Raw genomic sequence first — 22,595 nt, 5'->3', positions numbered from 1 at the left:
GCCGCCGTCGTAAAGTTTCCCGAGGTCCATTCCAGAGTGGCCGGGTCCTGCTCGGCACCGATGGAGCGGGGGAAAAATTCATACCAGGATCCGCGGCCGGCGGCCTCACGTTCAACGAGCAGGGGGTAGCGTTCGCTGCTGGTGACCAGGTTGCGGATGGGAAGCCGTTCGACGGCGCTGCGCACGGCCGCACTGGTGCCGGCCCCGAGCCGGTCCTCGACCGCCGGGTTCTTGTCCCTAAGGGCAGCAGACGCGCTTCGGAAAAGGTCCCGGTCCGCCTTGGGACGTTTGCGTTCACCGGCGGCCTGCTCCAGCAGCACGGCACCTTCGGCAAGCATCAGTTCGACGTCGACGCCCGCCTCGATCTTGACCTCGGCGTTGTACTGCCACGTCGCATACAGGTCGCCCCAGCCTTCGATGGCAAAGCTCCAGTTGCCGGTCGAAGCCGGTGTTAGCCAACCCGAATAGCTGTCGGTGCCACCTACGTGCTCCACCAACCGTGTCCGGGAGACCTCCTTGCCGCGGGGATCGAAGAGGACGGCGGTGACCCCGAGACGGTCGTGGCCCTCACGGAACACGGTGGCCGAAACAGCAACGTTTTGGCCGGGTACCGCCTTGGCGCTGAATGCCCCGCACGAGACGACGGGTTGAACGTTGGTGATCGGGATGCGCCCAAAACGCAGGCCCGACGTCGGTGGTTCCGTTTGCATCGCCTTGGAAGTGGTCACAAAGTAGACGTTAGCGAGAATCTGGACAGATTGCTAAGGGTACGTACGGTATGTGCATAATCGACGCCGCATTTGGTCTTCGTGAACACCTTTGCTCCGACAGTGCGCTAACCTAGCGGCTGTGAAGGCAATCCGTAGATTCACCGTCCGAACCGTACTTCCCCGGCGTTGTACTGCCACGTCGCATACAGGTCGCCCCAGCCTTCGATGGCAAAGCTCCAGTTGCCGGTCGAAGCCGGTGTTAGCCAACCCGAATAGCTGTCGGTGCCACCTACGTGCTCCACCAACCGTGTCCGGGAGACCTCCTTGCCGCGGGGATCGAAGAGGACGGCGGTGACCCCGAGACGGTCGTGGCCCTCACGGAACACGGTGGCCGAAACAGCAACGTTTTGGCCGGGTACCGCCTTGGCGCTGAATGCCCCGCACGAGACGACGGGTTGAACGTTGGTGATCGGGATGCGCCCAAAACGCAGGCCCGACGTCGGTGGTTCCGTTTGCATCGCCTTGGAAGTGGTCACAAAGTAGACGTTAGCGAGAATCTGGACAGATTGCTAAGGGTACGTACGGTATGTGCATAATCGACGCCGCATTTGGTCTTCGTGAACACCTTTGCTCCGACAGTGCGCTAACCTAGCGGCTGTGAAGGCAATCCGTAGATTCACCGTCCGAACCGTACTTCCCGACGCGCTCGCGCCCCTGGGCAGACTCGCCGCCAACCTCCGCTGGTCGTGGCACGGCCCGACGCTGCGCTTGTTCGAGGAGCTCGACGCTGCCGTTTGGGAGCAGTCCCGGCAGGACCCGGTGTCGTTCCTCGGCATGATCAGCCGGGAACGGCTTCGCGAACTGGCCGACGACCCTGCCGTGGTGGCCCGGGTGCAGCGTCTGGGTGCCGAGCTCGACAGCTACCTCGACGAGCCGCAGTGGTATCAGAGCCTGGGCTCCAGTGCTCCGGCCTCCATTGCCTACTTCTCCCCCGAGTTCGGCATCGCGTCGACGCTGCCGCAGTACTCCGGCGGCCTGGGCATCCTGGCCGGTGACCATCTCAAGGCTGCGTCTGACCTCGGCGTGCCGCTGATCGGCGTCGGCTTGCTGTACCAGGCTGGCTATTTCAAACAGTCGCTGTCCCGTGACGCCTGGCAGCAGGAAACCTATCCGGTGCTGGACCGCAACGAGGTTCCGCTGACCCTGCTGCGCGAACATGACGGCACGCCGGCGCAGGTCCGCTTGCCGCTGCCCAACGGACGCCAACTGCTGGCAAATATCCTGCGTGCCGACGTCGGGCGTGTCCCGCTTCTGCTGCTTGATTCCAACGTTGCCGGCAACGACGACGCCGCCCGCCTGGTTACCGACCGGCTCTACGGCGGCGGCGGGGAGCACCGGCTCCAGCAGGAATTGCTGCTCGGAATGGGTGGCGTGAAGGCGCTGCGGATTTTCGAGCGGCTGACCGGTGTGCCTGCGCCCGAAGTTTTCCACACCAACGAGGGACACGCCGGCTTCCTCGGCGTCGAACGGATCCGCGAGCTGATGAACCCGGACGCGCCGGCGTCGCTCACGTGGAACGAGGCGCTCGCTGCGACGCGGGCGGCCACCGTCTTCACCACGCACACACCCGTTCCGGCCGGCATCGACCGGTTCGAGCGGGCGCAGATCGAGCACTTCTTCAACGCTGGCCTTGCCCCGGGCGTCCCGGTCGAGTCGATCCTGGCTTTGGGTCAGGAGACCTACGAGGGCGGGGATCCGTCCGTGTTCAACATGGCGGTTATGGGCCTGCGCCTGGCCCAGCGCGCCAATGGTGTGGCAAAGCTGCACGGTGAAGTTTCCCGCGGCATGTTCGCCGGTCTCTGGCCGGGATTCGACAAGTCCGAGGTGCCGATCGGTTCCATCACCAATGGTGTGCACGAGCCGACCTGGGTGGATCCGCAGATCTCGCAGCTGGCATGGGAAAAATTCGGCGCCGAGTCGATTCTGGATCCACAGTGGTCCCGTGCGTACGACGTCGACGACGCCGAGGTTTGGCAGCTGCGCCGGAACCTGCGCGCGAACCTCATTACCGACGTCCGGAAACGGCTGCGGACGTCGTGGAAGGACCGCGGCGCATCGGATGCGAAGCTGGCCTGGACGGATTCCGTGCTGGATCCAGACGTGTTGACCATCGGCTTCGCGCGGCGTGTTCCGACGTACAAACGCCTGACGCTGATGCTGCGCGACCCGGACCGGCTCAGGGCGCTGCTGCTGCACCCCACGCATCCGATCCAGATTGTGATTGCGGGCAAGTCGCACCCGGCCGATGAGCAGGGCAAACGGATGATCCAGGACCTGGTCCGCTTCACCGACGACCCGCAGGTCCGGCACCGGATCGTCTTCCTGCCGAACTACGATATGGCCATGGCGCGCACGCTCTTCCCAGGCTGCGACGTCTGGCTCAACAACCCGCTCCGGCCGCTGGAGGCCTGCGGCACTTCCGGCATGAAGGCTGCAATCAACGGTGGTTTGAACCTTTCCGTGCTGGACGGCTGGTGGGATGAGATGTACGACGGCGAGAACGGCTGGGCGATCCCGACCGCCGACGTCTCTTCCGGACCCGGCGGGGCGGACCTGACCGGCCACGCTGCCGAGGAACGCGACGACATCGAATCAGCCGCGCTTTACGAACTCCTCGAGAGCACCGTTACCCCGCGCTTCTACGGCGGCGCGGGCGAGGCTGTACCGAGCCGGTGGGTGGCGATGATCAAGCACACCCTGGCGAAACTCGGGCCGGCTGTTTCGGCCGAACGGATGGTGCAGGACTACGTGCAGAAGCTGTATCAGCCGGCCTGCGCTGCGGGCCGGTCAGCACACGATGCCGACTACGCTCAGGCCAAGGAACTGGCTCAGTTCGGCCAGCGGATCCGCTCCAGCTGGAGCTCCGTGGCGGTCGAACACGTGGAGTCTCCCGGTCTGGCGGATTCGCCGCAGATCGGCGACACCATGCGCGTGACGGCGTATGTGAACCTGGGTGGCCTTAAGCCGGAGGACGTCTACGTCGAGGTGGCGCACGGCGCCGTGTCCGAGGCCGACGAACTCTCGGAGGCCGTGCTCGACTCGCTGGCTGTCGAGGATGACCTGGGCGGCGGTCGGTATACGTTCGCCTGTGACGTCGTGATCAACCGGCCGGGCGCGTTTGGCTACACGGTCCGGATCTTCCCCCATCATGAGGCGCTCGCCTCGAAGGCGGAACTAGGTCTGGTCGCCAGCGCCTGACCCGTCCATCATCTGAGCCTGTCCGTCGCCTCTGCCGAAACCGAGTCCTATCCCCGAAGGTGAACCTCCCTCCCCCGAAACCGACCTAATGCGCGAAGGCAGCGTAAACTTCCACAGCCTACGGGCAAAGAGTTCATCCTCGCGGAGATCCTGTTGGTGGATACTTCCGTGCCCGTGATGGAGGTCCTTTAGGTATCGGCTGCGGCCTGGCCGCGTTGGTAGTCCAGGATCCACACCCTGACGGTCGTTTCGCGCACGGAGCTGTAGTCCCGGACGGCGCTGTCGACGGCCAACTGGATCTTCTCCACGAACGGCCAGCGGTCCGGGACCATCTCGTACTGCACCCAAAGATCGAGGACTTCGCCCGGCTCGTGATAGACGGCCTTAACGCCCCTGACACCGGGCAGCTCCGAGACGACCTGCTGTGCCACCACCCTGGCCTGGCTGTTGGAGGGAATGGTGAGTGTCAGATCAGGCGGAACTCCGCCGTCGTCATCAGGTCCGGAACATCCGGCGGAGGCCAAGCTGAGGATGACCACGAACACCATCAGTGCCATCCGGATCAGCTTCATCGCTCAGCTCCGTCAGTTCGGAATCAGCCCTGCTAATACAAAAATACTCCGGTCGGGCCGAGCTGCAACCGTGCGGCAATCACATCCGTCAGTTGGAAATCAGTTCCGCCAGTTTCCGGTCGAGCTCCTCGGAGCTGAAGCCGGGGCCGTCGGTATCCATCCGCTGCACGCCTGAACCGAGCGCGACCTTCCAGTGATCGCCCTCGCCGCGGACGGACAGGGTCTGCACGCTCTCGAACGTCGTTGAGCCGAAATGAACCGCTCCCTGCGGGTACGTCTCGAGGTGGGTGTCGACGAGCGAACGCAGTGTCGCCACATCCGACGTGGCCCGGTCCTTGATCAGCACTTGCCACGCGCCGAGCGACATGGGGTGCATGAACAAGGAGGCTTCCGGCGCCTGCAGCAACAGACCGCCGTCGACGTTGGCCTCCCCCACGAACCCAAGCTCCACCCAGCGCTCGGCCGCCACCAGGACGTAATTGACCAGGCTGAGCACGTCGGTGGGCTCCACTTCGTCGCCATTGAGGTGCAGCAACCCGCGTGCGAGCAGGCTCGAAGCACCGACGGCGGTTACCAGCGGTGAGAGGTAGTCCTCATTGAGGTGCAGCATTTCCACGGATTTGTGCGCCGCGGGGCTGTCGAAACGGGACAGCAGGTAGGCCAGTTCCGCAATGCCAAGGCCGAGCGGGACTTCTTCGATGGGGGTTTCTACGGGGGAACGGTCAGGCTCCTCGGATGTCGTGCTCACATGGTCCTCTCTGTTGCCGCCCGGACAGCGCGTGCTGCCAGTGCTGCTGCTTAGTGCTGCGGCCGGGATGGCCTTTGATGTCGTCGCGGGCGCCTTCCACCTTAACTCCTGTCAGCGGGCCCGGTAGACGTGGATGGAATTGGCGGGTACGACGTCGGGTTCCCCACCGGCCGCTGGTGCGCCGGCGGATTGCCCGGTCACCGGCCCGGTGGCGGTGCTGAAACGCAGCAGGTAATCCTGTTCAAAGCTGCATTTCATTCCGGCCGCCTGCAGCGCCTTCGCCGACGGCAGGAAGATTTTGGTATCGGACTCGCCGCCGTTGATCACCATCAGTCCATCGAGCACACCGTCCGGTGAACCCAGCAGCAGTTGGACGACGCGGTTGCCCGGATCGGTCCATTCGTCCACGGCCATCGGCTTCCCCGCCGCGTTGAACCACAGCAGGTAGGAACTGTCGTCGCGGCTGGGATAGTCGTGCGGCTGGTGGGCCAGAAAGTCCCGGCGTGCCTGCGTGAGCGCGCGCGTGTTCTGCAGCATCCGCCGCTTGCGGTCGTCCAGTCTCCAGTCCAGCCATGCCAGCTCGTTGTCCTGGCAGTAGACGTTGTTGTTTCCCCACTGCGTGCGGCCGATCTCATCGCCGGCGGTGATCATCGGGACGCCGAGCGAGAGCAGCAGCGTGGCCAGCACATTACGGCTCGTGCGTTCGCGGCGGTCAAGCACGGCAGCGTCCAGGGTCTGCCCTTCGATGCCATGGTTGTGGCTGCGGTTGTCGTCGGTGCCGTCCCTGTTGTCCTCGCCGTTGGCCTCGTTGTGCTTCGAGTTATAGGACACCAAGTCCGTCAGGGTGAAGCCATCGTGGGCGGTGACGTAGTTGATCGAGGCCAGCGAGGTCCGGCCGGAACCGGCAAACACATCTGCGGAGCCGGCGAGCGCGGCGGCAAGCCTGCCCACTGGACCGCCCTGGCCACCGCCGTCGATCGCGCCGCGGTCGGCAATCCAGAAGTCCCGCACGGCATCGCGGAAGCGGTCGTTCCAGTCCGCCCAGCCCGGCGGGAATTGGCCGGTCTGCCAGCCGTTTGGTCCAATGTCCCATGGTTCGGCGATCAGCTTGATGCCGTGCAGTGCCTGGTCCGCCCCAGCCGCGATTAGAAAGGGATGTTTTGGCGTAAAGCGGTGCTCTTCATCCCGGCACATCGCCACCGTCAGGTCGAACCGGAATCCGTCGATGTGGAATTCCTCGACCCAGTGGCGCAGCGAGTCCAGGGCAAGCTGGATCACCCGGGGTTCGTTGAAGTCCAGGGTGTTGCCGCAGCCGGTGGTGTCGAAGTAGTTCCCGTCGTCGCCGTGCCGGTAGTACTGCTCATCGCCCAGGCCGCGGAAGCTCAGCGCCCGCTCTTCCTTGCCGGCTTCGGCAGTATGGTTATAGACGACGTCGAGAATCACCTCCAGCCCCGCGGCATGCAGCAGTTTGACCATGCCTTTGAATTCGTCCTGCACAGCCTGCGCTCCGGCTTCCTGTGCCGTCCGCGTCGCGTAGGCGGTGTGCGGGGCGAAGTAGCCGATGGTGTTGTAGCCCCAGTAGTTGGTCAGCCCGAGGTTCTGCAGATGCCGTTCGTCGAGATGGTAATGGACCGGCAGCAGCTGCACGGCCGTGATGCCCAGCGAGAGGAGATGCTCAATCATGACCGGATGAGCCAGACCGGCGTAGGTTCCGCGGAACTCTTCAGGAATGTCCGGATGCAGCATCGACTGGCCCTTGACGTGCGCTTCGTAGATGACGGTGTCCCGCCACGGGGTATACAACCGGGTGTCCGGTCCCCATTCGAAACCGTTGGTCACCCGCACCGAGGTCAGCCGGCCGCCGTCGTCGTCAATAGCACGGCCGTACGGGTCCAGCAGTAACCGGTACTCGTCGGAGATGGTGCCGCGGACGTCGGCATGGCCGGTATCACGGAAACCGTACCGGCTGCCGGGAACCAGCCCGTTGACGATGCCGTGGTGCACGCCTTCGGTGTAATCGTAGAGCCGTGCCCGCTGCCAGGCCTGGCCCGGCGGCTGGAAGTGGATTTCCAGTTCGTCCACTCCGGGCGCGTAGACCGCCACGTTGACCAGTTCGGCAGCCTCGCCGTCGTCGCCGCCGTCGTGGGAGTTCCCGGTAATCCGCGCGTCGCTGAGACCCAGCGGGAAGGCACGCGATGGCGTTCCCGCTGTGGCTGGTCGGTCGATAGGCACAGTCATAACTGCTACTAATATTAGGGCAGGCAGGGCCCGCCGTTGGCGCCGGGCGGCGTTACTTGCCGGTGGATCGACGGCGTGAGACCTCATAGAGGCTGATGCCAACGGCCATCGATGCGTTCAGGGATTCCATTGCCGAATCGATGGGGATCGAGACAATCTGGTCGCAGTTCTCGCGGACCAGGCGGGACAGGCCCTTGCCCTCGGAGCCGACGACGATGCACACCGGCTCCTTCGCCAGGGTCAGATCGGGCAGCGAAATATCGCCGTCGCCGTCCAGGCCGAGCACGAAAATTCCCTGCTTCTTGAAGGATTCGAGCGTGCGGTTGAGGTTCGCCGCGCGGGCGACCGGAACGCGTACGGCCGCTCCGGCGCTGGTCTTCCAAGCGGTTGCGGTCATCCCCACCGACCTGCGCTCGGGCACCAGCACGCCATGGCCGCTGAACGCCGAGACGGAGCGGATGATCGCTCCAAGGTTGCGCGGATCGGTGATCCCGTCGAGGGCGACGAACAGCGGTGCACTGCTGATGTAGCCCTTCTTCCACTTGCTCAGCGTTTCCTGGGCCAGATCCGTTGCATCCGGGTAATCGTACGGCGGGATCTGCAGTGCCACGCCTTGATGGATGGCGTCGCCGGTGAGCCGGTCGAGCTCCGGCTTGTGGACCTCCAGCAGCGGGATTCCTTGCTCGACAGCGAGTTTTAGGATATTCCGCACGCGGTCGTCGGTCTCAATCCGGACGGCGACATAGAGCGTCTTTGCCGGAACCCCGGCGCGCAGGGCTTCGACCACCGAATTGCGTCCGGTGACCATCTCCTCGGACGGCTTGTTCCGCCCGCGGCCACCTGCACCCCGGGAGGCCGGTCCGCCGCCACGGCCGGTGCTCTTCTCCGCTGAACGGTCCGCCGCAGCCTTCTTCTTGTGCGCCTTATGATACGGCCGGTCCTCCGCCTTGGGCGTGGGTCCTTTGCCTTGCAACGCCTTGCGGCCGAGACCACCAGTACCGCTGGTGGGCCCCTTCTTGGCTTTGCGGATGGCGCCGGGGCGCGGCTTATTGGCCATGATGAGTTCCTTCTGAGGTGGTGGTTGATGGGCCGGCCGGCGCTTCCAGACTCCAGCGACCGCCGCCGGGTGTGTCTTCGAGCCGGATACCGGCGGCCGCGAGGGTGTCGCGGATGGCGTCGGCACGGGCATAGTCCTTGTTGCTGCGGGCTGCGCGCCGCTCCGCCAGCTGGGCTTCGATCAATGCGTCCAGTGCGGCATGCTCGACCGGGTCGGCGCCGCCGGTGTTCCAGTGCGGATCCGTCGGGTTGATGAACAGCACGTCCGTCATCGCGAGGACTTCGGCCAGAGCGGTCTGCGCCGCCTCCTTGTCCTGTGAATCCAGGGCGCTGTTGCCGCGCCGGACCGTCTCGTGGATGACGGCCAGCGCCTGCGGCACATTCAGGTCGTCGTCCATGGCTGTCCGGAACGCCTCCGGCACCTGCCGCGCGCCGGGCCCGCCGTCGTCGTCGACAAACGCCAGTGCCCGCTGCACAAAACCTTCAATACGTTCGACGGCGGCAGTCGCCTCCGCGAGCGAGCCCGGGTTGTAGTCCAACGCGGAGCGGTACTGCGCCTGGCCGAGGTAGTAGCGGACCACCAGTGGCCGGCCGTGGGCAAGCATCTCGGCCGGCGTGACGATATTGCCCACCGATTTGGACATCTTTTCGCCCTCGTAGGTGACCATGCCGTTATGCATCCAGAAATTGGCGAAACCATGCCCGGCCGCCTGCGACTGCGCGAGTTCGTTTTCGTGGTGCGGAAAGCGCAGGTCGAGGCCGCCGCCGTGGATGTCGAACTCCGGGCCAAGGTACTTGGTGACCATGGCCGAGCACTCCAGATGCCAACCCGGACGGCCGGCGCCCCAGGGACTTGCCCACGACGCCGTCGCCGGTTCACCTTCTTTGGAGCCCTTCCACAGCGCAAAGTCGCGGGGATCCTTCTTGCCGCGGGGACCGGCGTCGGGCGCGGCCTGCATATCGTCGATATTCTGCCGGGTGAGCGTGCCGTATTTGCTCCAGGAACGGACATCGAAGTAGACGTCGCCCGAACTGTCCAGCGCCGGATAGGCGTGGCCGCGGCCGATGAGCAGCTGGATTAACTGGTGCATCTCAGGAATATGGCCGGTGGCGCGGGGTTCATAGGTTGGACGCTGCACGCCGAGGAGGTCATATGCCCGTTGGAAGGCCAATTCATACCGGTACGCCAGGGCCCACCACGGTTCGTTCGGCACTGCGAGCGGATCCTGTTGCGCTTCCGGCAGGTAGGAGTCCGCGGATTTGGCCAGGATCTTGTCGTCGATATCGGTGACGTTGCGGATGACTGTGACGTCGTAGCCGCTGTAGCGCAGCCACCTGGTCAGCTGGTCGAAGGCGATGCCGGAACGGATGTGGCCGACGTGCGGATCCCCCTGCACCGTGGCGCCGCAATAGTACAGTCCGGCCTTGCCTTCCTGCAGTGGCACGAAGGGGCGGACTTCCGCGGATTTGGTGTCATAAAAACGGAGGCTCACCGCACTAGGTTACTGGACATGGCCAGCCATGGCACGACAGAGGCGCGAAACCGGTCTTTGAGCCGGCCGGGAGTACTTTCGAGCCAATCCGGCTGCTTCGTGCCTTGCACCTTCGACTTTTACCCCCCGCCGGAACGCTTGACCACCAAGGCCGTCGCGATCGCGGCGACTCCTTCACCGCGGCCGGTGAGGCCAAGGCCATCCGTGGTGGTCGCCGAAACACTGACCGGAGCGCCGGCGGCCGTACTCAGCGCGGCTTCGGATTCTGCCCGGCGCGGGCCGAACTTTGGCCGGTTGGCGATCAGTTGAACGGCGATATTGCCGACGTCGAACCCGGCTTCATTCACGATCCGGACCGCCTCGGCGAGAAGCACCAGGCCGGAGGCGCCGGCGAATTCGGGACGGTCGGTGCCGAAATGCTGGCCCAGATCCCCGGTACCGGAAGCGGAAAACAAAGCATCGGCGGCCGCATGCGCAACGGGGTCTGCGTCAGAATGTCCGGCCAGACCGCGTTCGCTTTCAAACAGCAGGCCCCCCAGATACAACGGCCGTGGTTCGCCGTCGGGCGTGTAGGCATGGACGTCGACGCCGATGCCGGTGCGCGGCAGCTTGATGGCCGGTTCAGTCATGCCCCAATCCTGCCATGCAGTGGAAAGGTGGGTCCCGCGATGCAGCGGAAAGGTCAGCTGCCGTAGGCGTTCAGCAGCGCCTCGGCGAGCACCAGATCCGTGGGGGTGGTGATCTTCAGCGACAGATCCGAGCCCGGAACGGCATAAACGGGAATGCCCAGCGCTTCGATGAGCATCGCGTCGTCGGTCACGGCCGCCGATTGCTCATCATCGAAAAGCTCGGCCAACGCGTGCGCCCGCGCCAGCGCCTCGACGGTGAACCCCTGCGGTGTCTGGACGATACGCAGCCGGGTCCGGTCCGGTGTCTGAGTCACCACTTCCTGCGCGATGGACACTTGGTCCGCAGGGGCATGCTCCACGACCTTGACCGTATCGACCATCGTCCGTACCGGGATTACCGCCTGTGCACCTTCGGCCAGCGCATGGGCAACGCGCTGGAAAACCTCGGGCGGCGCAAGAGCCCGGGCAGCGTCATGGACCAGTACGACGTCGATATCGTCACCGAGCGCGGACAGGCCCTGGCGCACGGAATCGGACCTGGTGGATCCGCCGTCGACCGCCACAATGGGCGGGCATTCGACGTCGGCGTCAATCGGTCTCGTGATGGACGAATCCTGGCACAGCTCACGCAGGAGTTTGTCGCTGCGTGGAACTGCAACGCAGATCTTGTCCGCGACACCAGAGGCGATCACGCCGCGCAGGGCGTACGCGAGGATCGGTTCCCCTGCCAGGGGAACCTCCGCCTTGGGAATCCCGTATCCGAGCCGCTCGCCGGAACCGGCGGCGACTATGATGATCCCGGTTTTCACCTAGCTGGCAAGAACCTCGTCGAGGACGCTGGCAGCCTTTTCCTCGTCGGTCTTTTCTGCCAGCGCCAGTTCCGAAATCAGGATCTGACGTGCCTTCGCAAGCATCCGCTTTTCGCCTGCGGAGAGTCCGCGGTCGTGATCGCGGCGCCATAGATCGCGGACAACCTCGGCGACCTTGATGACATCGCCCGATGCCAGCTTCTCCAAGTTGGCCTTGTAGCGGCGCGACCAGTTGGTCGGCTCTTCAGTAAACTCGGCCCGCAGGACGTCAAAGACGTGCTCCAGGCCTTCCTTGCCGACGACATCGCGAACGCCGACAAGGTCAACGTTTTCCGCCGGTACTTCAATAGTCAGGTCGCCCTGGGCAACCTTGAGCTTGAGATACATCTTCTCTTCGCCTCGGACAGTGCGCATCTTGATCTCTTCAATTTTCGCAGCACCGTGGTGAGGGTATACAACCGTCTCGCCGACCTCAAAAACCATGTGGATAAACCCCTTTCCCGCAGACCATCTTACCATGGGCGGAGCCCTGTTTCCGCGCGTTTTCGCAGGTCAGAGCCAGCATGGAGCCCGAATTGGATACTGCTGCGCTATTGACGAATCGACGATTAGATGCAAGTCACCTCCGGCCGGCGGCGTGCTGGGCGAACATTCCCAGCCGATTCCCGATAGGCTTGGGGCGAGTTTTGTTCAGTCTTCCTTCAAGCCATACCGAGGAGTTTGCGCCGTGAGATTCACCGCCAAAAGCCGGATGCGCCGCGCGGCGCTTGCCACCACAACCGCCGCGGCGCTGCTCACAGTCACCGGTTGCGGTTACATCAATCAGCAGGCGACAACGCTCGAATACGCCGCTGCCGACGGCGTCAACGGCAAAGTGGGCCCGCTGGATCTACGGAACATGCTGGTCGTCGCCACGGCGGCTGACGAACCCGGCCGCATTACCGGTGCGGTCTACAACAGCTCCAACGAAGAAGTTGAGCTGACCATGACCGGCCCCGACGGCGGCGAGGCGACTCTGACGGTTCCGGCCAATGGCGAGTATTTCATCGACAATGACGCCGAACCGGAAATCATTGAGCCGGCCGGCGCAGGCCCCGGAGCCCTCTCGCTGGTGACGTTCGAAACCAGCGGAGCTTCCGAGGATCTGACACTTCCCGTTCTCGACGGCACCTTCCCGCGCTACGCCACCATGGTTCCAACCGAAGGTTCCTAAACCCGGGCACCGTACCCGTTGGCGAAGACGACCGCCCATTGACCGGCCCTGACAGCGAATCTACGCTTCAGGTATGGCAAAGCGGATCTCAGCCGAACATTTCCGGATACTGCCGGAGCTTAGGTACCAGCCGACCGAGAAGCGCGTGCGTGCGAACCTTGGTGCGGAGACCGTCGTCGACTCCAGGGCCGCAGTTCTGGTCTGGGAACCGGGACGCATTCTGCCGCACTATGCCGTGCCCGCCGGCGACCTGAGGACTGAACTCCTTCCCGCGGAGCCGCAGACCGATAACCCGCCGTACCAGAACGGTCCTGGTGGCATCCAGATGATCGTGCCATCGGCTGAATTCCGCCTGCACAGTGCCGACGGCGAACCGCTCACCATCCAGTCCGGACAGGACCGCCGCGAGTCGGCGGCGTTCCGGCTGGCCGAAGCGGACCTGGAGGGCCATGTGCTCCTCGATTTCGCCGCCTTTGACTGGTGGGAAGAGGACGAGAGAATCTACGGCCATCCGCGCGACCCGTTCCACCGCGTCGATATCCGCCCCAGCAGCGGCCAGCTGAGGGTTGAGCATGGCGGGCAGCAGCTCGCGGAGAGCAGCCGGTTCCTGCGGATCTTCGAAACGAACCTGCCGGTTGCCCTCTACGTTCCGTCTGCCGACATCAATTGGGAACTGCTGACCAGAAGCACCAAGACCAGCATCTGCCCCTACAAGGGTCACGCGTCCTACTGGTCGCTGAAGCCGGTGGAAACCGGCGGAGCAGGGTACGACGGCGGAGGGTCGGCTGACGGGGACGACGGCGCCGACATTGCGTGGGCGTACGAGAATCCGCTTCCGGATTCCGCCCAGCTCGCGGGACACTTGTCTTTCTATGCCGGCCGGGTGAATGTGACCGGCTGATAAACCCGATCAGCGTGAGCGGATCCCGGTCCAGAGCCGCCCGGCCGGGTTGCGCTCAGGCCTCGAACTTGTAGCCCAGACCCCGGACCGTCACCAGGTACTTCGGGCTCGCCGGGTCAGGCTCAATCCGTCCACGCAACCGCTTGACGTGCACATCGAGCGTCTTGGTATCGCCGACGTAATCGGACCCCCAGACCCGGTCGATCAGCTGGCCGCGGGTGAGCACCCGCCCGGAATTGCGCAGCAGCATTTCGAGCAATTCGAATTCCTTCAGCGGCAGCGCGACGTCCTCGCCGTCGACACTGACCACGTGCCGCTCAACGTCCATCCGCACCGGGCCGGCCTGGACCGTCGTCGCCAGGAGGTCGTCGGGCTCGCCATGGCGGCGCAGCACGGCCCTGACCCGTGCCACCAGCTCACGTGACGAGTACGGCTTCGTAATGTAATCGTCTGCGCCAATTTCCAGTCCGACGACCTTATCGATCTCGGCGTCCTTGGCGGTGAGCATGATGACCGGCACGTTGGAGCGCTGCCGTATTTGCCGGCAGACTTCCGTGCCGGATTGACCGGGCAGCATCAGGTCCAGCAGGACAAGATCCGCTCCGGCGCGGTCGAATTCCGTCACCGCATCGATGCCATTGTCGATCACGGCAACTTCGAATCCCTCCTTGCCGAGCAAATATGAGAGCGGGTCGCTCAGTGATTCTTCATCCTCAACAATCAGGATCCTGCTCAAGCGCGAACTCCTCTTTTGGTGGCGCCATCCGCGCCGGTTGTCATGGTCTGTTCCTCGGCGTGCTGGTCGTCGTCGGCCGCCTCCATCTCCGGCAGCCGCACGGTGAACGTCGAGCCCTGCCCGGGCCGCGACCAAACGGCCACCTCGCCGCCGTGGTTTGAAATAACGTGCTTGACGATGCTCAACCCGAGACCGGTGCCGCCGGTGGCACGTGAACGCGCCGAATCGATGCGGTAGAAGCGTTCGAAGATCCGGTCCTGGTCCTCGGGCGAAATGCCGGAGCCCTGGTCGGTCACGGATACATTCGCAAGCCCGTCCTTGGACTTCAGACCGATTCCCACTTTGGTGCCGACCGGCGAGTAGCGGATGGCGTTGTCGATCAGATTGCGGAACGCCGTCGTCAAGAGCTCCGAGTCACCGTAGACATCGGTGCCCACCTCGCCCCCGATCACCATGTCGATGTCCTTCGCTTCGGCGGGCAGTTTGTTACGGTCCACAGCCTCGGAAATGATGGCGTTCAGGTCCACAGGCTCACCCTGCTGCACGACGTCGGCCCCCTGCAGCCGGGACAGTTCGATAATGTCCTGGACCAGTGCCGAAAGACGCGCTGATTCCTTGTGCATCCGGCTGGCAAAGCGGCGGACCGCTTCCTCGTCGGTGGCCGCGTCGTCGAGCGCCTCCGCCAGCAGGGAAATCGCGCCGACCGGGGTCTTCAGTTCGTGGGACACGTTGGCGACGAAGTCATTGCGGATCTCTTCCGTGCGGGTGATTTCCGTCCGGTCATCGGCCAGCAGCAGGATGTACTCCTGGCCCAGCGGAGCCACCCGCATCCGCAGCACCACGGAGCCCTGCCCCAGGGGGCCGCGGGCGAGTTCCAGCTGCCGTTCCTCGATCACGCCGTCGCGGCGGACCCGCCCTGTCATCTCCAGCAGCTTGCTGTGCACCACGGTATGGCCGCGCACCAGGCCGAGGGCGTAGGCGCCGGGGCTGGCGCGGACGACGCCGTCGATCGAATCCACAATCAGGAAGGCCCGGCCAACCACCGAGAGCACCTCAGCGGCGCCGTCGGGCAATGCCGGCTCGTCGACTTCGGCCAGTTCACGGCGCTGCTGCTCGCTGATCCGGAACGCCAACATGCCGAATACACCCAGGCAGAGGCCCACGAGTCCGGCCACCAGGCCAATGTAAACGTCACTCACGCTTCAAGCTTAGGCGCTCGTCCGCCGCATGAAGCGCCCAGCTGTGGCATCTGGTGCTACGTTCAACTAACGTTCACCTAAAGGTGCGCAATAGTTCATGGAAGACTGGGACCGTGCTTAGTGAATCCGTGAGAGGGTCGCTGAAGGCCAGCATGTCGAGCGAAAGGACGTCCATTGCGTAAGGTTTTTCAAGCCGAACTACACCAGGTCGGTGAGGAACTGATCGAGATTTCCCACCTGGTTTCGGAAGCCATGGAGAAGGCCTCGACGGCGTTCCATGGTGCCGATATCGAACTCGCCCAGGACGTGATTGCCGCAGATGCCCGGATCGACTTCCTGCAGAACAATCTGGATGAGCGCGCTATCGATATCCTGGCCCGCCAGGGACCGGTGGCCAGCGACCTGCGGATGATCGTCGGCGCCCTTCGGATGAGTGCGTCGCTCGAGCGGATGGGCGACCTTGCCCGGCACGTTGCCCAACTGGCGCGGTTGCGCTACCCGGCCAACGTCGTTCCGGAACCGCTGAGGTCCACCTTCGAGCAGTTCTCCGAACTGGACCTGGCCATGTCGCAGAAGGTGTCCCAGCTGCTGGAGACCCGCGATCTGGAGCTTGTCACTCAGATCCAGGCGCACAACACCAAGGTTAACGAGCTGCACGCCGGCGTCTTCAAGGCCATCGCGGCCGAGGATTGGGATGCTCCGGCGACGACGACAGTGGACGTTACCCTGGCAAGCCGCTACTTCGAGCGCTTCGCCGACCACGGCATATCCGTCGCCCGCAAGGTGACCTACCTTGTGACCGGCGAATGGCACCCGGACTCCTTCCCTCCCGCCTGATCTCCAGATAACCTCCGGAAGATGACGACGTCGACCGAGCCGGCCGGACCCACGGCGAGGATCGGCATTTCCGGTTGGCGGTACAAGCCATGGCGCGGCACGTTCTACCCGCCCGGCCTCGTTCAACACCGCGAACTGGAGTATGCGGCCGGGCATCTGGACACGATTGAAATCAATGGGTCCTTCTACTCGCTGCAGCGGCCGTCGAGCTACCTGCAGTGGCGGGATGCGACGCCGCCGGATTTCGTCTTCGCCGTCAAAGGCGGGCGGTACATCACGCACATGCTCCGGCTCCGGAACGTGCAGGTTGCGCTGGCCAATTTCTTCGCGTCAGGGGTACTGGCCTTGGATGCGAAGCTGGGACCCATTCTTTGGCAGCTGCCGGAACGGGTTACTTTCGATGCCGAGGTCCTGGACCAGTTCCTCGCGCTGCTGCCCCGGAGTACGACGGCGGCCGCCGGGTTGGCCACCGGCCGCGACGACAAGCTGGGCGACGATCGCGTCTGGACCGACGTCGTCGTCGACAGGCCGCTGCGCCATGCACTTGAGATCAGGCACCCCAGCTACATCAACCCGGAGTTCTACGACCTGCTGCGGCGGCACAACGTCGCCCTGGTGGTGGCCGATTCCGCCGGACGGTGGCCGATGCTGCATGAAGTCACAGCCGATTTTGTCTACGTCCGGCTGCATGGCGGGGAAGAGTTGTATGTCAGTGGCTACTCCGACGACGAGCTGGACTGCTGGGCTGACACGGTGAAAGGATGGCTCACCGGCTCAGGCTGCCCGGACGGCAGGGGCCGTGACGTGCACGTTTACTTCGACAATGACGTGAAGGTGCACGCGCCGTTCAACGCGATGGGACTCGCCCGCCGCCTGGGTCGACAGTCGGACTGACCCCTTCAAAAAATCTCTCAGCAATCTATAGACACAAACCGGTTTGCACTGCAAACTAGTTTGTATGAACCAGAACAACCCTTCGGCGGAGTTCGATCCGCGCACGGCGATGGCCTTGGCCGACGAGACAGCGGCCAAGGCGAGGCAATCCCTTTATCCGCATACCCCCGCCCTCTACTTCATCTGGGGAACCGCGTGGCTGATCGGCTACGGAGCACTGCACGGGGCCCGGTATGACTGGCTGCCCCTGACGGAAACGGCCGCCCTGCTGGTCCACTTGTCGGTTCTGGTGGCCGCCGCTGTGTTCTCCGCCGTCCTCGGCATTCGTTCGTCCATCGGCCTGCGCGGGTCCACCGCCCTGCAGGGTGCTATCTATGGCTGGTCCTGGGCACTCGGCTTCGTCGTCGTCGGTCTGTTGTCCGGCATTATTGCGACCGCCATTCAACAACCGGACCTGCGGGGGCTGATCATCAACTCCATGGCCATCCTGCTGGTGGGTGTCATGTATATGCTCGGCGGTGCGCTCTGGCATGACATGGCGATGGTGGCCATGGGCATCTGGTTCCTCGTGGTCGACGTCGTCGCAATGATCCTGGGTCCCGATTACTACCTGCTCGTCTTCCTGACCCTCGGCGTCCTCGGTTTCTACGCCGGCACCATCATTGAGCTCGGCCGCGTCCGGCGCATGCGCAAGCAGCTGGCATGACTGCCCTCGACCCGGTCATTCACGCCGAGGCGCGGCTGCGGGTGATCGCGACGCTGAACTCGATTGGAGAGAACAACCAGATCTCCTTTCCCAAGCTGCGCAAGATGCTCGACATGACCGCCGGCAACCTTTCCACCCACCTGCGCAAGCTCGAAGAAGCCGGCTATGTGCAGCAGACCAAACTCATCGAAGGCCGCTCCCCGGCGACATATGTGGAAATCACCACCCGCGGCCGGCTGGCATTCCTTGACTACCGGGAAAGTCTCAAGGCCCTCCTCGCCGATTCCGCCCATCCCGTGAAGGGTCCGCAATGACACTGACCCTGAATGACCAAACGACGGCGATGGTGGACTCACCCTCTCCGCACTGCCGGATTCCATTGGCCAGTGTCCGGGGCCAGCGCAACATTAGTTAACTACGACGACGGCGGCAGCCCAGTCGCCAGGAGAGGAACCGATGGTGAGTATCACCGTGGATACTGCCGCACGGGAACGGAGCCGGGTGATGCGCCGTCGCGGGGTCGTCGTCCTTGCGCTGTTCGCAGTCCTATGGGCCGCCGTCGGCGCCTCCGGGCTGACCGCGGGGACAGCCGGAATGGTGCGGATCGCCGCCGTCATTCCCAGCATCGCCATCGTGCTGCTGGCGTATCACCCAGGCAGCGCGGAGCTGCCCGAACGGCAGCGGTATCAGCCGCAGGGCTGGTACCGGCACGTCGGCATCGTGAACCTGGTTCAGGCGGCTGCCATCGCCGTGACCGTGCTGGGCTTCATCGCCGCCGACGTGCCACAACTGGTTCCGCCGGTGGTTTCCCTGATCGTCGGCCTGCACTTCCTGCCACTGGCGCGTCTGTTCGACCAACCGCAGTACCGCTGGACCGGCGCTGGACTGTCGGCCGCTTCAGTGGCCGGACTGCTCATTCTCGCGGTTGGCCCTGGCGCCGAGGCGTCCCGAATCGTAGCCGGCTTCGCCGCCGCTGCCACCTTATGGGCGACGTCGGCCCGGCTTGCCCTGCGCAGCTGAGTGCCGCGGGCCTACTTGCGGCCCTGGTTCGCGACGGCCTGGACAGCCTCCGCAGCGGCCTCGGGATCCAGGTAGGTACCACCGGCCTTGAGCGGCTTCATATCCTCGTCCAGGTCGTAGACGAGCGGAATGCCGGTGGGAATATTCAGTCCCGGAATGTCTTCGTCGCTGATGCCGTCCAGGTGCTTGACCAGTGCCCGCAGCGAGTTGCCGTGCGCGGTGATCAGGACCGTCTTGCCGCTCTTGATGTCCGGAACGATCTCCTCTTTCCAGTACGGCAGGAACCGCTCCAGGACGTCCTTGAGGCATTCGGTGCGGGGCAGGTCGTCGCCAAGATCGGCATACCTCGGGTCCCCGGCCTGGGAAAATTCGCTGTCGTCGTCCAGGGGTGGCGGCGGTGTGTCGTAGGAACGGCGCCATTCCATGAACTGCTCTTCGCCGTACTTCTCCAGGGTTTCAGCCTTGTCCTTGCCCTGCAGGGCGCCGTAATGCCGCTCGTTCAACCGCCAGTCCCGCTTCACGTCGATCCAGGTCCGGTCCGCGGCTTCCAACGCGAGGTCTGCCGTGACCGTGGCCCGCTTCTGCCGCGAGGTGTAGAGAATGTCCGGAAGCACGTCATGCTCGACGATGAGCTCGCCGCCGCGGATCGCCTCTTCGCGGCCCTTCTCGGTGAGGGGCACGTCAACCCAGCCCGTGAAGAGGTTCTTTTCATTCCAGGTGCTTTGGCCGTGCCGGAGCAGAATGAGCTTGTAAGGTGCGGAAGAATTCGACATGGTCCCAGTCTGCCGTATCCGCCGGACCGATAAAACTCCGGCCCCAACACATTTCGCGGCCTGCCAAGCCGCGCAAACGCCCAAAACGGTGCCGAGCGGCGAAAACGTTGCTGGTCAACACCGTTTTCGCCGCTAAGGACCGTTCCCGGCGTCCAGGACCGATCTCGTGAGTCGAATCGGACGGTCCAATTCACGATGCGCGCAACCGAACCCACGCGGCCGCCTTGTCCATGGCCACGATCAGACGCGACTTGAGCACGGCGGGCGCAGAAAGGTCGTCCCATTCGATCCGGAAGAAGGTCCAATCGTCCTCCATCAAGGCTTTCTCCCGGCGGCGTTCCTCGAATATCGCCTGGTCGGTCGGTTTGCAGTCGAAGTACTTGGTCCTTCCGTCGAACTCGGCGATCAGTCGCAGTTCGCGCCAGCCAAAATCGCCGCGGTGTCTGCCGAATCTGCTCACGAGTTCAATCTGTGGCTCCGGCATCCGTATACCAAATGAATGGAAGAGGAGTCTGGTGCGCGTTTCGCCTGGTGACTCCGCGCGGGCATCGAGAGATCGACGACGGCGCGTCCTTTGCGGATGCCCCGCTTGCCTGCCATCGACTCCAGCATGGCAGCGATGTTGGTTCGATCCGCTCCTTTGCGCAGTGCGTGATCGCCAATGACGGCTGCCCTGTGCGATTCAAGACTGCAGGCACAGTCAATAACGGTCCTCTGATGGGTCACGGTGTCGGGTCCGTGTGCGCTTCGCGTCGACGCGAACGGCTGGGTCAGGTGGATGGTGGAGGGGATGTCCCACGTGTGCAAGCCGTGCAAACGGGCCGCTGTGGCGTGACTATAAGTCCCGGCGTGCGGCGTCGTCAGAAAGTGCGCCCGGATCCGCATGAGATCTTGCACCCGGGCGCCGCAGCTATGCCACAGGTCAGCGCGAACGTAGGCACCGCGGCGCAGACGGTAGATGACGCCGAACCTGACTGCCGCTCGGCGGAGTTTCTCGCCGATCCCAGCCTCGCTGAGTTCAGTTGCGGTGACGACGTCGAACTGCGGCCAGGCATCGAGGATGGCTTGCTTGATGATGTCCCGTTGCATGACTCAAGTCTCGCTTCGGGAGAGAACGGGCAGAGCAAGACGGCGGAAATTGTGGAAAAGTGGCTGTCTTATTTCACCGGGAACGGTGCTAAGCGTCCGGAACGGTGGTGGTCAACACCGTTTTCGCCGCTAAGAACCGTCGGCGGCGGTCGACGCTGCGGCAAGGAAGCCGCGGTCGGCTTACCAGGGGCCGTAGGGTCCGGAGTTACGGTTCCCGCCCCGGCGGGCGTCCTTCAGGGCCGGCCGGACATCGGCGAGGTAGATAGCCGAGGCCGTGACGGCAATCAGCTGCAGGAAAATCGGACCACCCAGGCCAATCGGCGGCGGGATGCAGATGAAGCCGATGGCGGCCGAACCAGCCGTGATTCCCAACCAGAACCCTTTGGTCTTCTTGAACGCCCGCTCAAACTCGACCGGCTTGGCCCGAACGCAGTCAATCAGCGCCCAGATCTGGATGCCGAAGGCGACCAGGGCCAGGGCAAGAAACAGCCAGGTTTGCACGATAGGAATGATGTTCACGCATCAAGCCTAACCGCTCCGCCGCCCCATTTTCCGTTACAAAGCCTCTAAAGCTTGGGCCAGATCCGCCCACAAATCGTCCACGTGCTCAATACCGACGCTCATCCGGATCAGGCTCTCGGGTACGGATTCGGGCTCATTGGTGTGCCGCCGTCGTCGTTCAATCAGCGACTCAACCCCGCCCAGCGACGTCGCGGGCATCCACAACTGCAACCGCTCGACCAGCGCGTCGGCTGCGGCCGCTCCCCCGACCATTTCAATCGCGACGATCGAGCCGAACCCATCCATCTGCGCCTTCGCCCGCGCGTGCCCGGGATCATTCGACAGCCCGGGATAGCGGACGGCGCTCACCTGCGGCTGCTCGAGCAACCGGTTCGCCAGCACGGCGGCGCTGGCCTGCGAGCGCTCGATCCGCAGCGCAAGAGTACGCAGCCCGCGCAGCGCCAGCCACACCTCAAAGGGGCCGGCAATGGAGCCGTGCTTGGACCGGTGCGTCAATAACGTCGCCCGCAGATCTGGATCGGAAGTGACCAAGGCGCCCAGTACGACGTCGGAATGGCCGGCCAGGTATTTGGTCACCGAATGAAGTACGACGTCGGCGCCCAAGTTCAGCGGTTGCTGCACCAGCGGCGTCGAAAACGTGTTGTCTGCAACCACCAAGGCACCAAGTTCACGCGCGGCGGCCGTCACGGCGCGGAAGTCCGCGACCTCGAGCATCGGGTTTGTCGGGCTTTCCACCCACAGCATGTTCGCAGCCGCTCCCGTGCCTGCTGTTCCATCGGGCTCCTGAGCGGATCCGGTACCTTCCCCCGCGGCTGGCGGCCCCTCGCCGCGCAGCTGGGCAAGAACGGCGTCCGTATCGGCGATGTTCACCAGACGCAAGGTGAAGGCACCGTGCTCCGCCATGTTCTCCGCCAGAGCAACGGTTCCGCCGTAGCTGTGGTCCGGCATGACGACGACGCCGCCGGCCGGCACCAGCGACAGCGCCGATGCCGCAGCGCCCAGGCCGGAACTGTAGACCAGGCCCGGTTCTGCGGCGCCTTCAAGCTCGGAGAGCGCTTCCTCGAAAGGTTCCCAGGACGGATTGGAGTAGCGGGCGTAGCCCCGGCCCCCGGCCGTGACCGGTCCGCGGCCGAAGTATGTGGAGGACAAGACAACCGGTGGATTGACCGGCGAACCGTTCTCCCGTGGCGGC

At 64.2% G+C, this 22,595-nt stretch carries 25 protein-coding genes; 8 read left to right on the top strand and 17 right to left on the bottom strand.

Features of this window, described 5'->3' with window-relative positions; genetic code table 11:
* Window positions 1-728: maltotransferase domain-containing protein (locus Y707_RS25980; protein WP_253905172.1), on the bottom strand; the 728-nt coding region annotated here is incomplete at its 3' end.
* Window positions 729-868: 140 nt separating this feature from the next.
* On the bottom strand, window positions 869-1,246 hold the full coding sequence (locus tag Y707_RS0113525; protein WP_026535489.1) for a maltotransferase domain-containing protein: 378 nt from the start codon (window positions 1,244-1,246) through the stop codon (window positions 869-871).
* Window positions 1,247-1,367: 121 nt separating this feature from the next.
* Between Y707_RS0113525 and glgP the strand changes: the two genes are divergently transcribed.
* Window positions 1,368-3,968 (top strand): alpha-glucan family phosphorylase, encoded by a 2,601-nt coding sequence (gene glgP / locus Y707_RS0113520; RefSeq protein WP_026535488.1) that lies wholly within the window; start codon window positions 1,368-1,370, stop codon window positions 3,966-3,968.
* Window positions 3,969-4,156: 188 nt separating this feature from the next.
* On the opposite strand, the gene Y707_RS0113515 is transcribed toward glgP, so the two are convergent.
* The 8 genes from Y707_RS0113515 to Y707_RS0113480 all read right to left on the bottom strand — a co-directional run bounded on the left by Y707_RS0113515 (window position 4,157) and on the right by Y707_RS0113480 (window position 11,996).
* Window positions 4,157-4,540 carry a hypothetical protein gene (locus Y707_RS0113515; RefSeq protein WP_026535487.1) on the bottom strand — a complete coding sequence of 128 codons (384 nt, stop codon included), beginning with the start codon at window positions 4,538-4,540 and terminating at the stop codon, window positions 4,157-4,159.
* A gap of 88 nt (window positions 4,541-4,628) precedes the next feature.
* Window positions 4,629-5,288 (bottom strand): hypothetical protein, encoded by a 660-nt coding sequence (locus tag Y707_RS0113510; protein ID WP_026535486.1) that lies wholly within the window; start codon window positions 5,286-5,288, stop codon window positions 4,629-4,631.
* A 111-nt stretch (window positions 5,289-5,399) separates the two neighbouring features.
* On the bottom strand, window positions 5,400-7,526 hold the full coding sequence (gene glgX, locus Y707_RS0113505) for a glycogen debranching protein GlgX (protein WP_026535485.1): 2,127 nt from the start codon (window positions 7,524-7,526) through the stop codon (window positions 5,400-5,402).
* Window positions 7,527-7,578: 52 nt separating this feature from the next.
* Window positions 7,579-8,583: a 23S rRNA (guanosine(2251)-2'-O)-methyltransferase RlmB gene (gene rlmB, locus Y707_RS0113500; protein ID WP_026535484.1), complete on the bottom strand. Its 1,005-nt coding sequence runs from the start codon at window positions 8,581-8,583 to the stop codon at window positions 7,579-7,581.
* Window positions 8,573-10,075: a cysteine--tRNA ligase gene (cysS, locus tag Y707_RS25975; protein ID WP_051441995.1), complete on the bottom strand. Its 1,503-nt coding sequence runs from the start codon at window positions 10,073-10,075 to the stop codon at window positions 8,573-8,575. Before cysS ends, rlmB begins: the two co-directional genes overlap by 11 nt.
* A 119-nt stretch (window positions 10,076-10,194) precedes the next feature.
* Window positions 10,195-10,704, bottom strand: coding sequence for a 2-C-methyl-D-erythritol 2,4-cyclodiphosphate synthase (gene ispF / locus Y707_RS0113490; protein ID WP_026535483.1), 510 nt, complete (start codon window positions 10,702-10,704; stop codon window positions 10,195-10,197).
* A gap of 53 nt (window positions 10,705-10,757) precedes the next feature.
* Window positions 10,758-11,513 carry a 2-C-methyl-D-erythritol 4-phosphate cytidylyltransferase gene (gene ispD / locus Y707_RS0113485; protein ID WP_026535482.1) on the bottom strand — a complete coding sequence of 252 codons (756 nt, stop codon included), beginning with the start codon at window positions 11,511-11,513 and terminating at the stop codon, window positions 10,758-10,760.
* A complete protein-coding gene (locus tag Y707_RS0113480; protein WP_026535481.1) occupies window positions 11,514-11,996 on the bottom strand; it encodes a CarD family transcriptional regulator in 483 nt (160 codons plus the stop codon).
* Between the two features lie 244 nt (window positions 11,997-12,240).
* On the opposite strand from Y707_RS0113480, the gene Y707_RS25970 reads away from it, so the two are divergent.
* Window positions 12,241-12,726, top strand: coding sequence for a hypothetical protein (locus Y707_RS25970; protein ID WP_081744865.1), 486 nt, complete (start codon window positions 12,241-12,243; stop codon window positions 12,724-12,726).
* Between the two features lie 73 nt (window positions 12,727-12,799).
* On the top strand, window positions 12,800-13,627 hold the full coding sequence (locus Y707_RS25965; RefSeq protein WP_051441994.1) for a DUF427 domain-containing protein: 828 nt from the start codon (window positions 12,800-12,802) through the stop codon (window positions 13,625-13,627).
* 55 nt (window positions 13,628-13,682) lie between these two features.
* Here the strand turns inward: Y707_RS25965 and Y707_RS0113465 are convergent, their stop codons facing one another.
* Window positions 13,683-14,363, bottom strand: coding sequence for a response regulator (locus Y707_RS0113465; RefSeq protein ID WP_026535480.1), 681 nt, complete (start codon window positions 14,361-14,363; stop codon window positions 13,683-13,685).
* Complete coding sequence (locus tag Y707_RS25960; protein WP_051441998.1) at window positions 14,360-15,499, bottom strand: sensor histidine kinase; 1,140 nt, start codon at window positions 15,497-15,499, stop codon at window positions 14,360-14,362. The genes Y707_RS0113465 and Y707_RS25960 overlap by 4 nt, the downstream gene beginning before the upstream one ends.
* A 237-nt stretch (window positions 15,500-15,736) precedes the next feature.
* Here Y707_RS25960 and phoU point away from each other — a divergent pair, with 237 nt between their 5' ends.
* The 5 genes from phoU (at window position 15,737) to Y707_RS0113430 (ending at window position 19,019) form a co-directional block, all read left to right on the top strand.
* Window positions 15,737-16,399: a phosphate signaling complex protein PhoU gene (gene phoU / locus Y707_RS0113450; RefSeq protein WP_026535479.1), complete on the top strand. Its 663-nt coding sequence runs from the start codon at window positions 15,737-15,739 to the stop codon at window positions 16,397-16,399.
* A gap of 21 nt (window positions 16,400-16,420) precedes the next feature.
* A complete protein-coding gene (locus Y707_RS0113445; RefSeq protein ID WP_035781749.1) occupies window positions 16,421-17,293 on the top strand; it encodes a DUF72 domain-containing protein in 873 nt (290 codons plus the stop codon).
* Window positions 17,294-17,357: 64 nt separating this feature from the next.
* The gene (locus tag Y707_RS25955; RefSeq protein WP_051441993.1) at window positions 17,358-17,999 is read left to right on the top strand and encodes a hypothetical protein; all 642 of its coding nucleotides are present in this window, start codon (window positions 17,358-17,360) and stop codon (window positions 17,997-17,999) included.
* A complete protein-coding gene (locus Y707_RS0113435) occupies window positions 17,996-18,313 on the top strand; it encodes a transcriptional regulator (RefSeq protein ID WP_026535477.1) in 318 nt (105 codons plus the stop codon). The genes Y707_RS25955 and Y707_RS0113435 overlap by 4 nt, the downstream gene beginning before the upstream one ends.
* A 142-nt stretch (window positions 18,314-18,455) precedes the next feature.
* Window positions 18,456-19,019, top strand: coding sequence for a hypothetical protein (locus Y707_RS0113430; RefSeq protein ID WP_051441992.1), 564 nt, complete (start codon window positions 18,456-18,458; stop codon window positions 19,017-19,019).
* Between the two features lie 11 nt (window positions 19,020-19,030).
* Here the strand turns inward: Y707_RS0113430 and Y707_RS0113425 are convergent, their stop codons facing one another.
* The 5 genes from Y707_RS0113425 to Y707_RS25945 form a co-directional block, all read right to left on the bottom strand.
* Entirely contained in the window at window positions 19,031-19,792 is a 762-nt protein-coding gene (locus tag Y707_RS0113425) for a phosphoglyceromutase (RefSeq protein ID WP_026535475.1), read from the bottom strand.
* A gap of 190 nt (window positions 19,793-19,982) precedes the next feature.
* Entirely contained in the window at window positions 19,983-20,252 is a 270-nt protein-coding gene (locus tag Y707_RS29045) for a putative endonuclease domain-containing protein (RefSeq protein WP_051441991.1), read from the bottom strand.
* Window positions 20,249-20,881 carry a type IV toxin-antitoxin system AbiEi family antitoxin domain-containing protein gene (locus Y707_RS25950; protein ID WP_051441990.1) on the bottom strand — a complete coding sequence of 211 codons (633 nt, stop codon included), beginning with the start codon at window positions 20,879-20,881 and terminating at the stop codon, window positions 20,249-20,251. The genes Y707_RS29045 and Y707_RS25950 overlap by 4 nt, the downstream gene beginning before the upstream one ends.
* Before the next feature lie 180 nt (window positions 20,882-21,061).
* Window positions 21,062-21,400: a DUF2516 family protein gene (locus Y707_RS0113415; protein ID WP_026535474.1), complete on the bottom strand. Its 339-nt coding sequence runs from the start codon at window positions 21,398-21,400 to the stop codon at window positions 21,062-21,064.
* 36 nt (window positions 21,401-21,436) lie between these two features.
* Window positions 21,437-22,595 (bottom strand): trans-sulfuration enzyme family protein (locus tag Y707_RS25945; protein WP_035781748.1); only part of this gene is annotated, 1,159 nt, incomplete at its 5' end.

Origin of the sequence: Arthrobacter sp. H14 (genome assembly GCF_000520495.1) — a bacterium.
Taxonomy (GTDB): Bacteria; Actinomycetota; Actinomycetes; order Actinomycetales; family Micrococcaceae; genus Arthrobacter_C.
This window is presented reverse-complemented; position numbering and strand designations above follow the sequence as displayed.

What these genes read in the sequence shown, in the direction of transcription:
- Y707_RS0113515 (WP_026535487.1), bottom strand. Translation starts at nt 4,540, where the DNA reads ATGAAGCTGATCCGGATGGCACTGATGGTGTTCGTGGTCATCCTCAGC.
- glgX (WP_026535485.1), bottom strand. Translation starts at nt 7,526, where the DNA reads ATGACTGTGCCTATCGACCGACCAGCCACAGCGGGAACGCCATCGCGT.
- rlmB (WP_026535484.1), bottom strand. Translation starts at nt 8,583, where the DNA reads ATGGCCAATAAGCCGCGCCCCGGCGCCATCCGCAAAGCCAAGAAGGGG.
- ispF (WP_026535483.1), bottom strand. Translation starts at nt 10,704, where the DNA reads ATGACTGAACCGGCCATCAAGCTGCCGCGCACCGGCATCGGCGTCGAC.
- Y707_RS0113480 (WP_026535481.1), bottom strand. Translation starts at nt 11,996, where the DNA reads ATGGTTTTTGAGGTCGGCGAGACGGTTGTATACCCTCACCACGGTGCT.
- Y707_RS25965 (WP_051441994.1), top strand. Translation starts at nt 12,800, where the DNA reads ATGGCAAAGCGGATCTCAGCCGAACATTTCCGGATACTGCCGGAGCTT.
- Y707_RS25960 (WP_051441998.1), bottom strand. Translation starts at nt 15,499, where the DNA reads ATGTTGGCGTTCCGGATCAGCGAGCAGCAGCGCCGTGAACTGGCCGAA.
- Y707_RS0113445 (WP_035781749.1), top strand. Translation starts at nt 16,421, where the DNA reads ATGACGACGTCGACCGAGCCGGCCGGACCCACGGCGAGGATCGGCATT.
- Y707_RS25955 (WP_051441993.1), top strand. Translation starts at nt 17,358, where the DNA reads ATGAACCAGAACAACCCTTCGGCGGAGTTCGATCCGCGCACGGCGATG.
- Y707_RS0113435 (WP_026535477.1), top strand. Translation starts at nt 17,996, where the DNA reads ATGACTGCCCTCGACCCGGTCATTCACGCCGAGGCGCGGCTGCGGGTG.
- Y707_RS0113430 (WP_051441992.1), top strand. Translation starts at nt 18,456, where the DNA reads ATGGTGAGTATCACCGTGGATACTGCCGCACGGGAACGGAGCCGGGTG.
- Y707_RS0113425 (WP_026535475.1), bottom strand. Translation starts at nt 19,792, where the DNA reads ATGTCGAATTCTTCCGCACCTTACAAGCTCATTCTGCTCCGGCACGGC.
- Y707_RS25950 (WP_051441990.1), bottom strand. Translation starts at nt 20,881, where the DNA reads ATGCAACGGGACATCATCAAGCAAGCCATCCTCGATGCCTGGCCGCAG.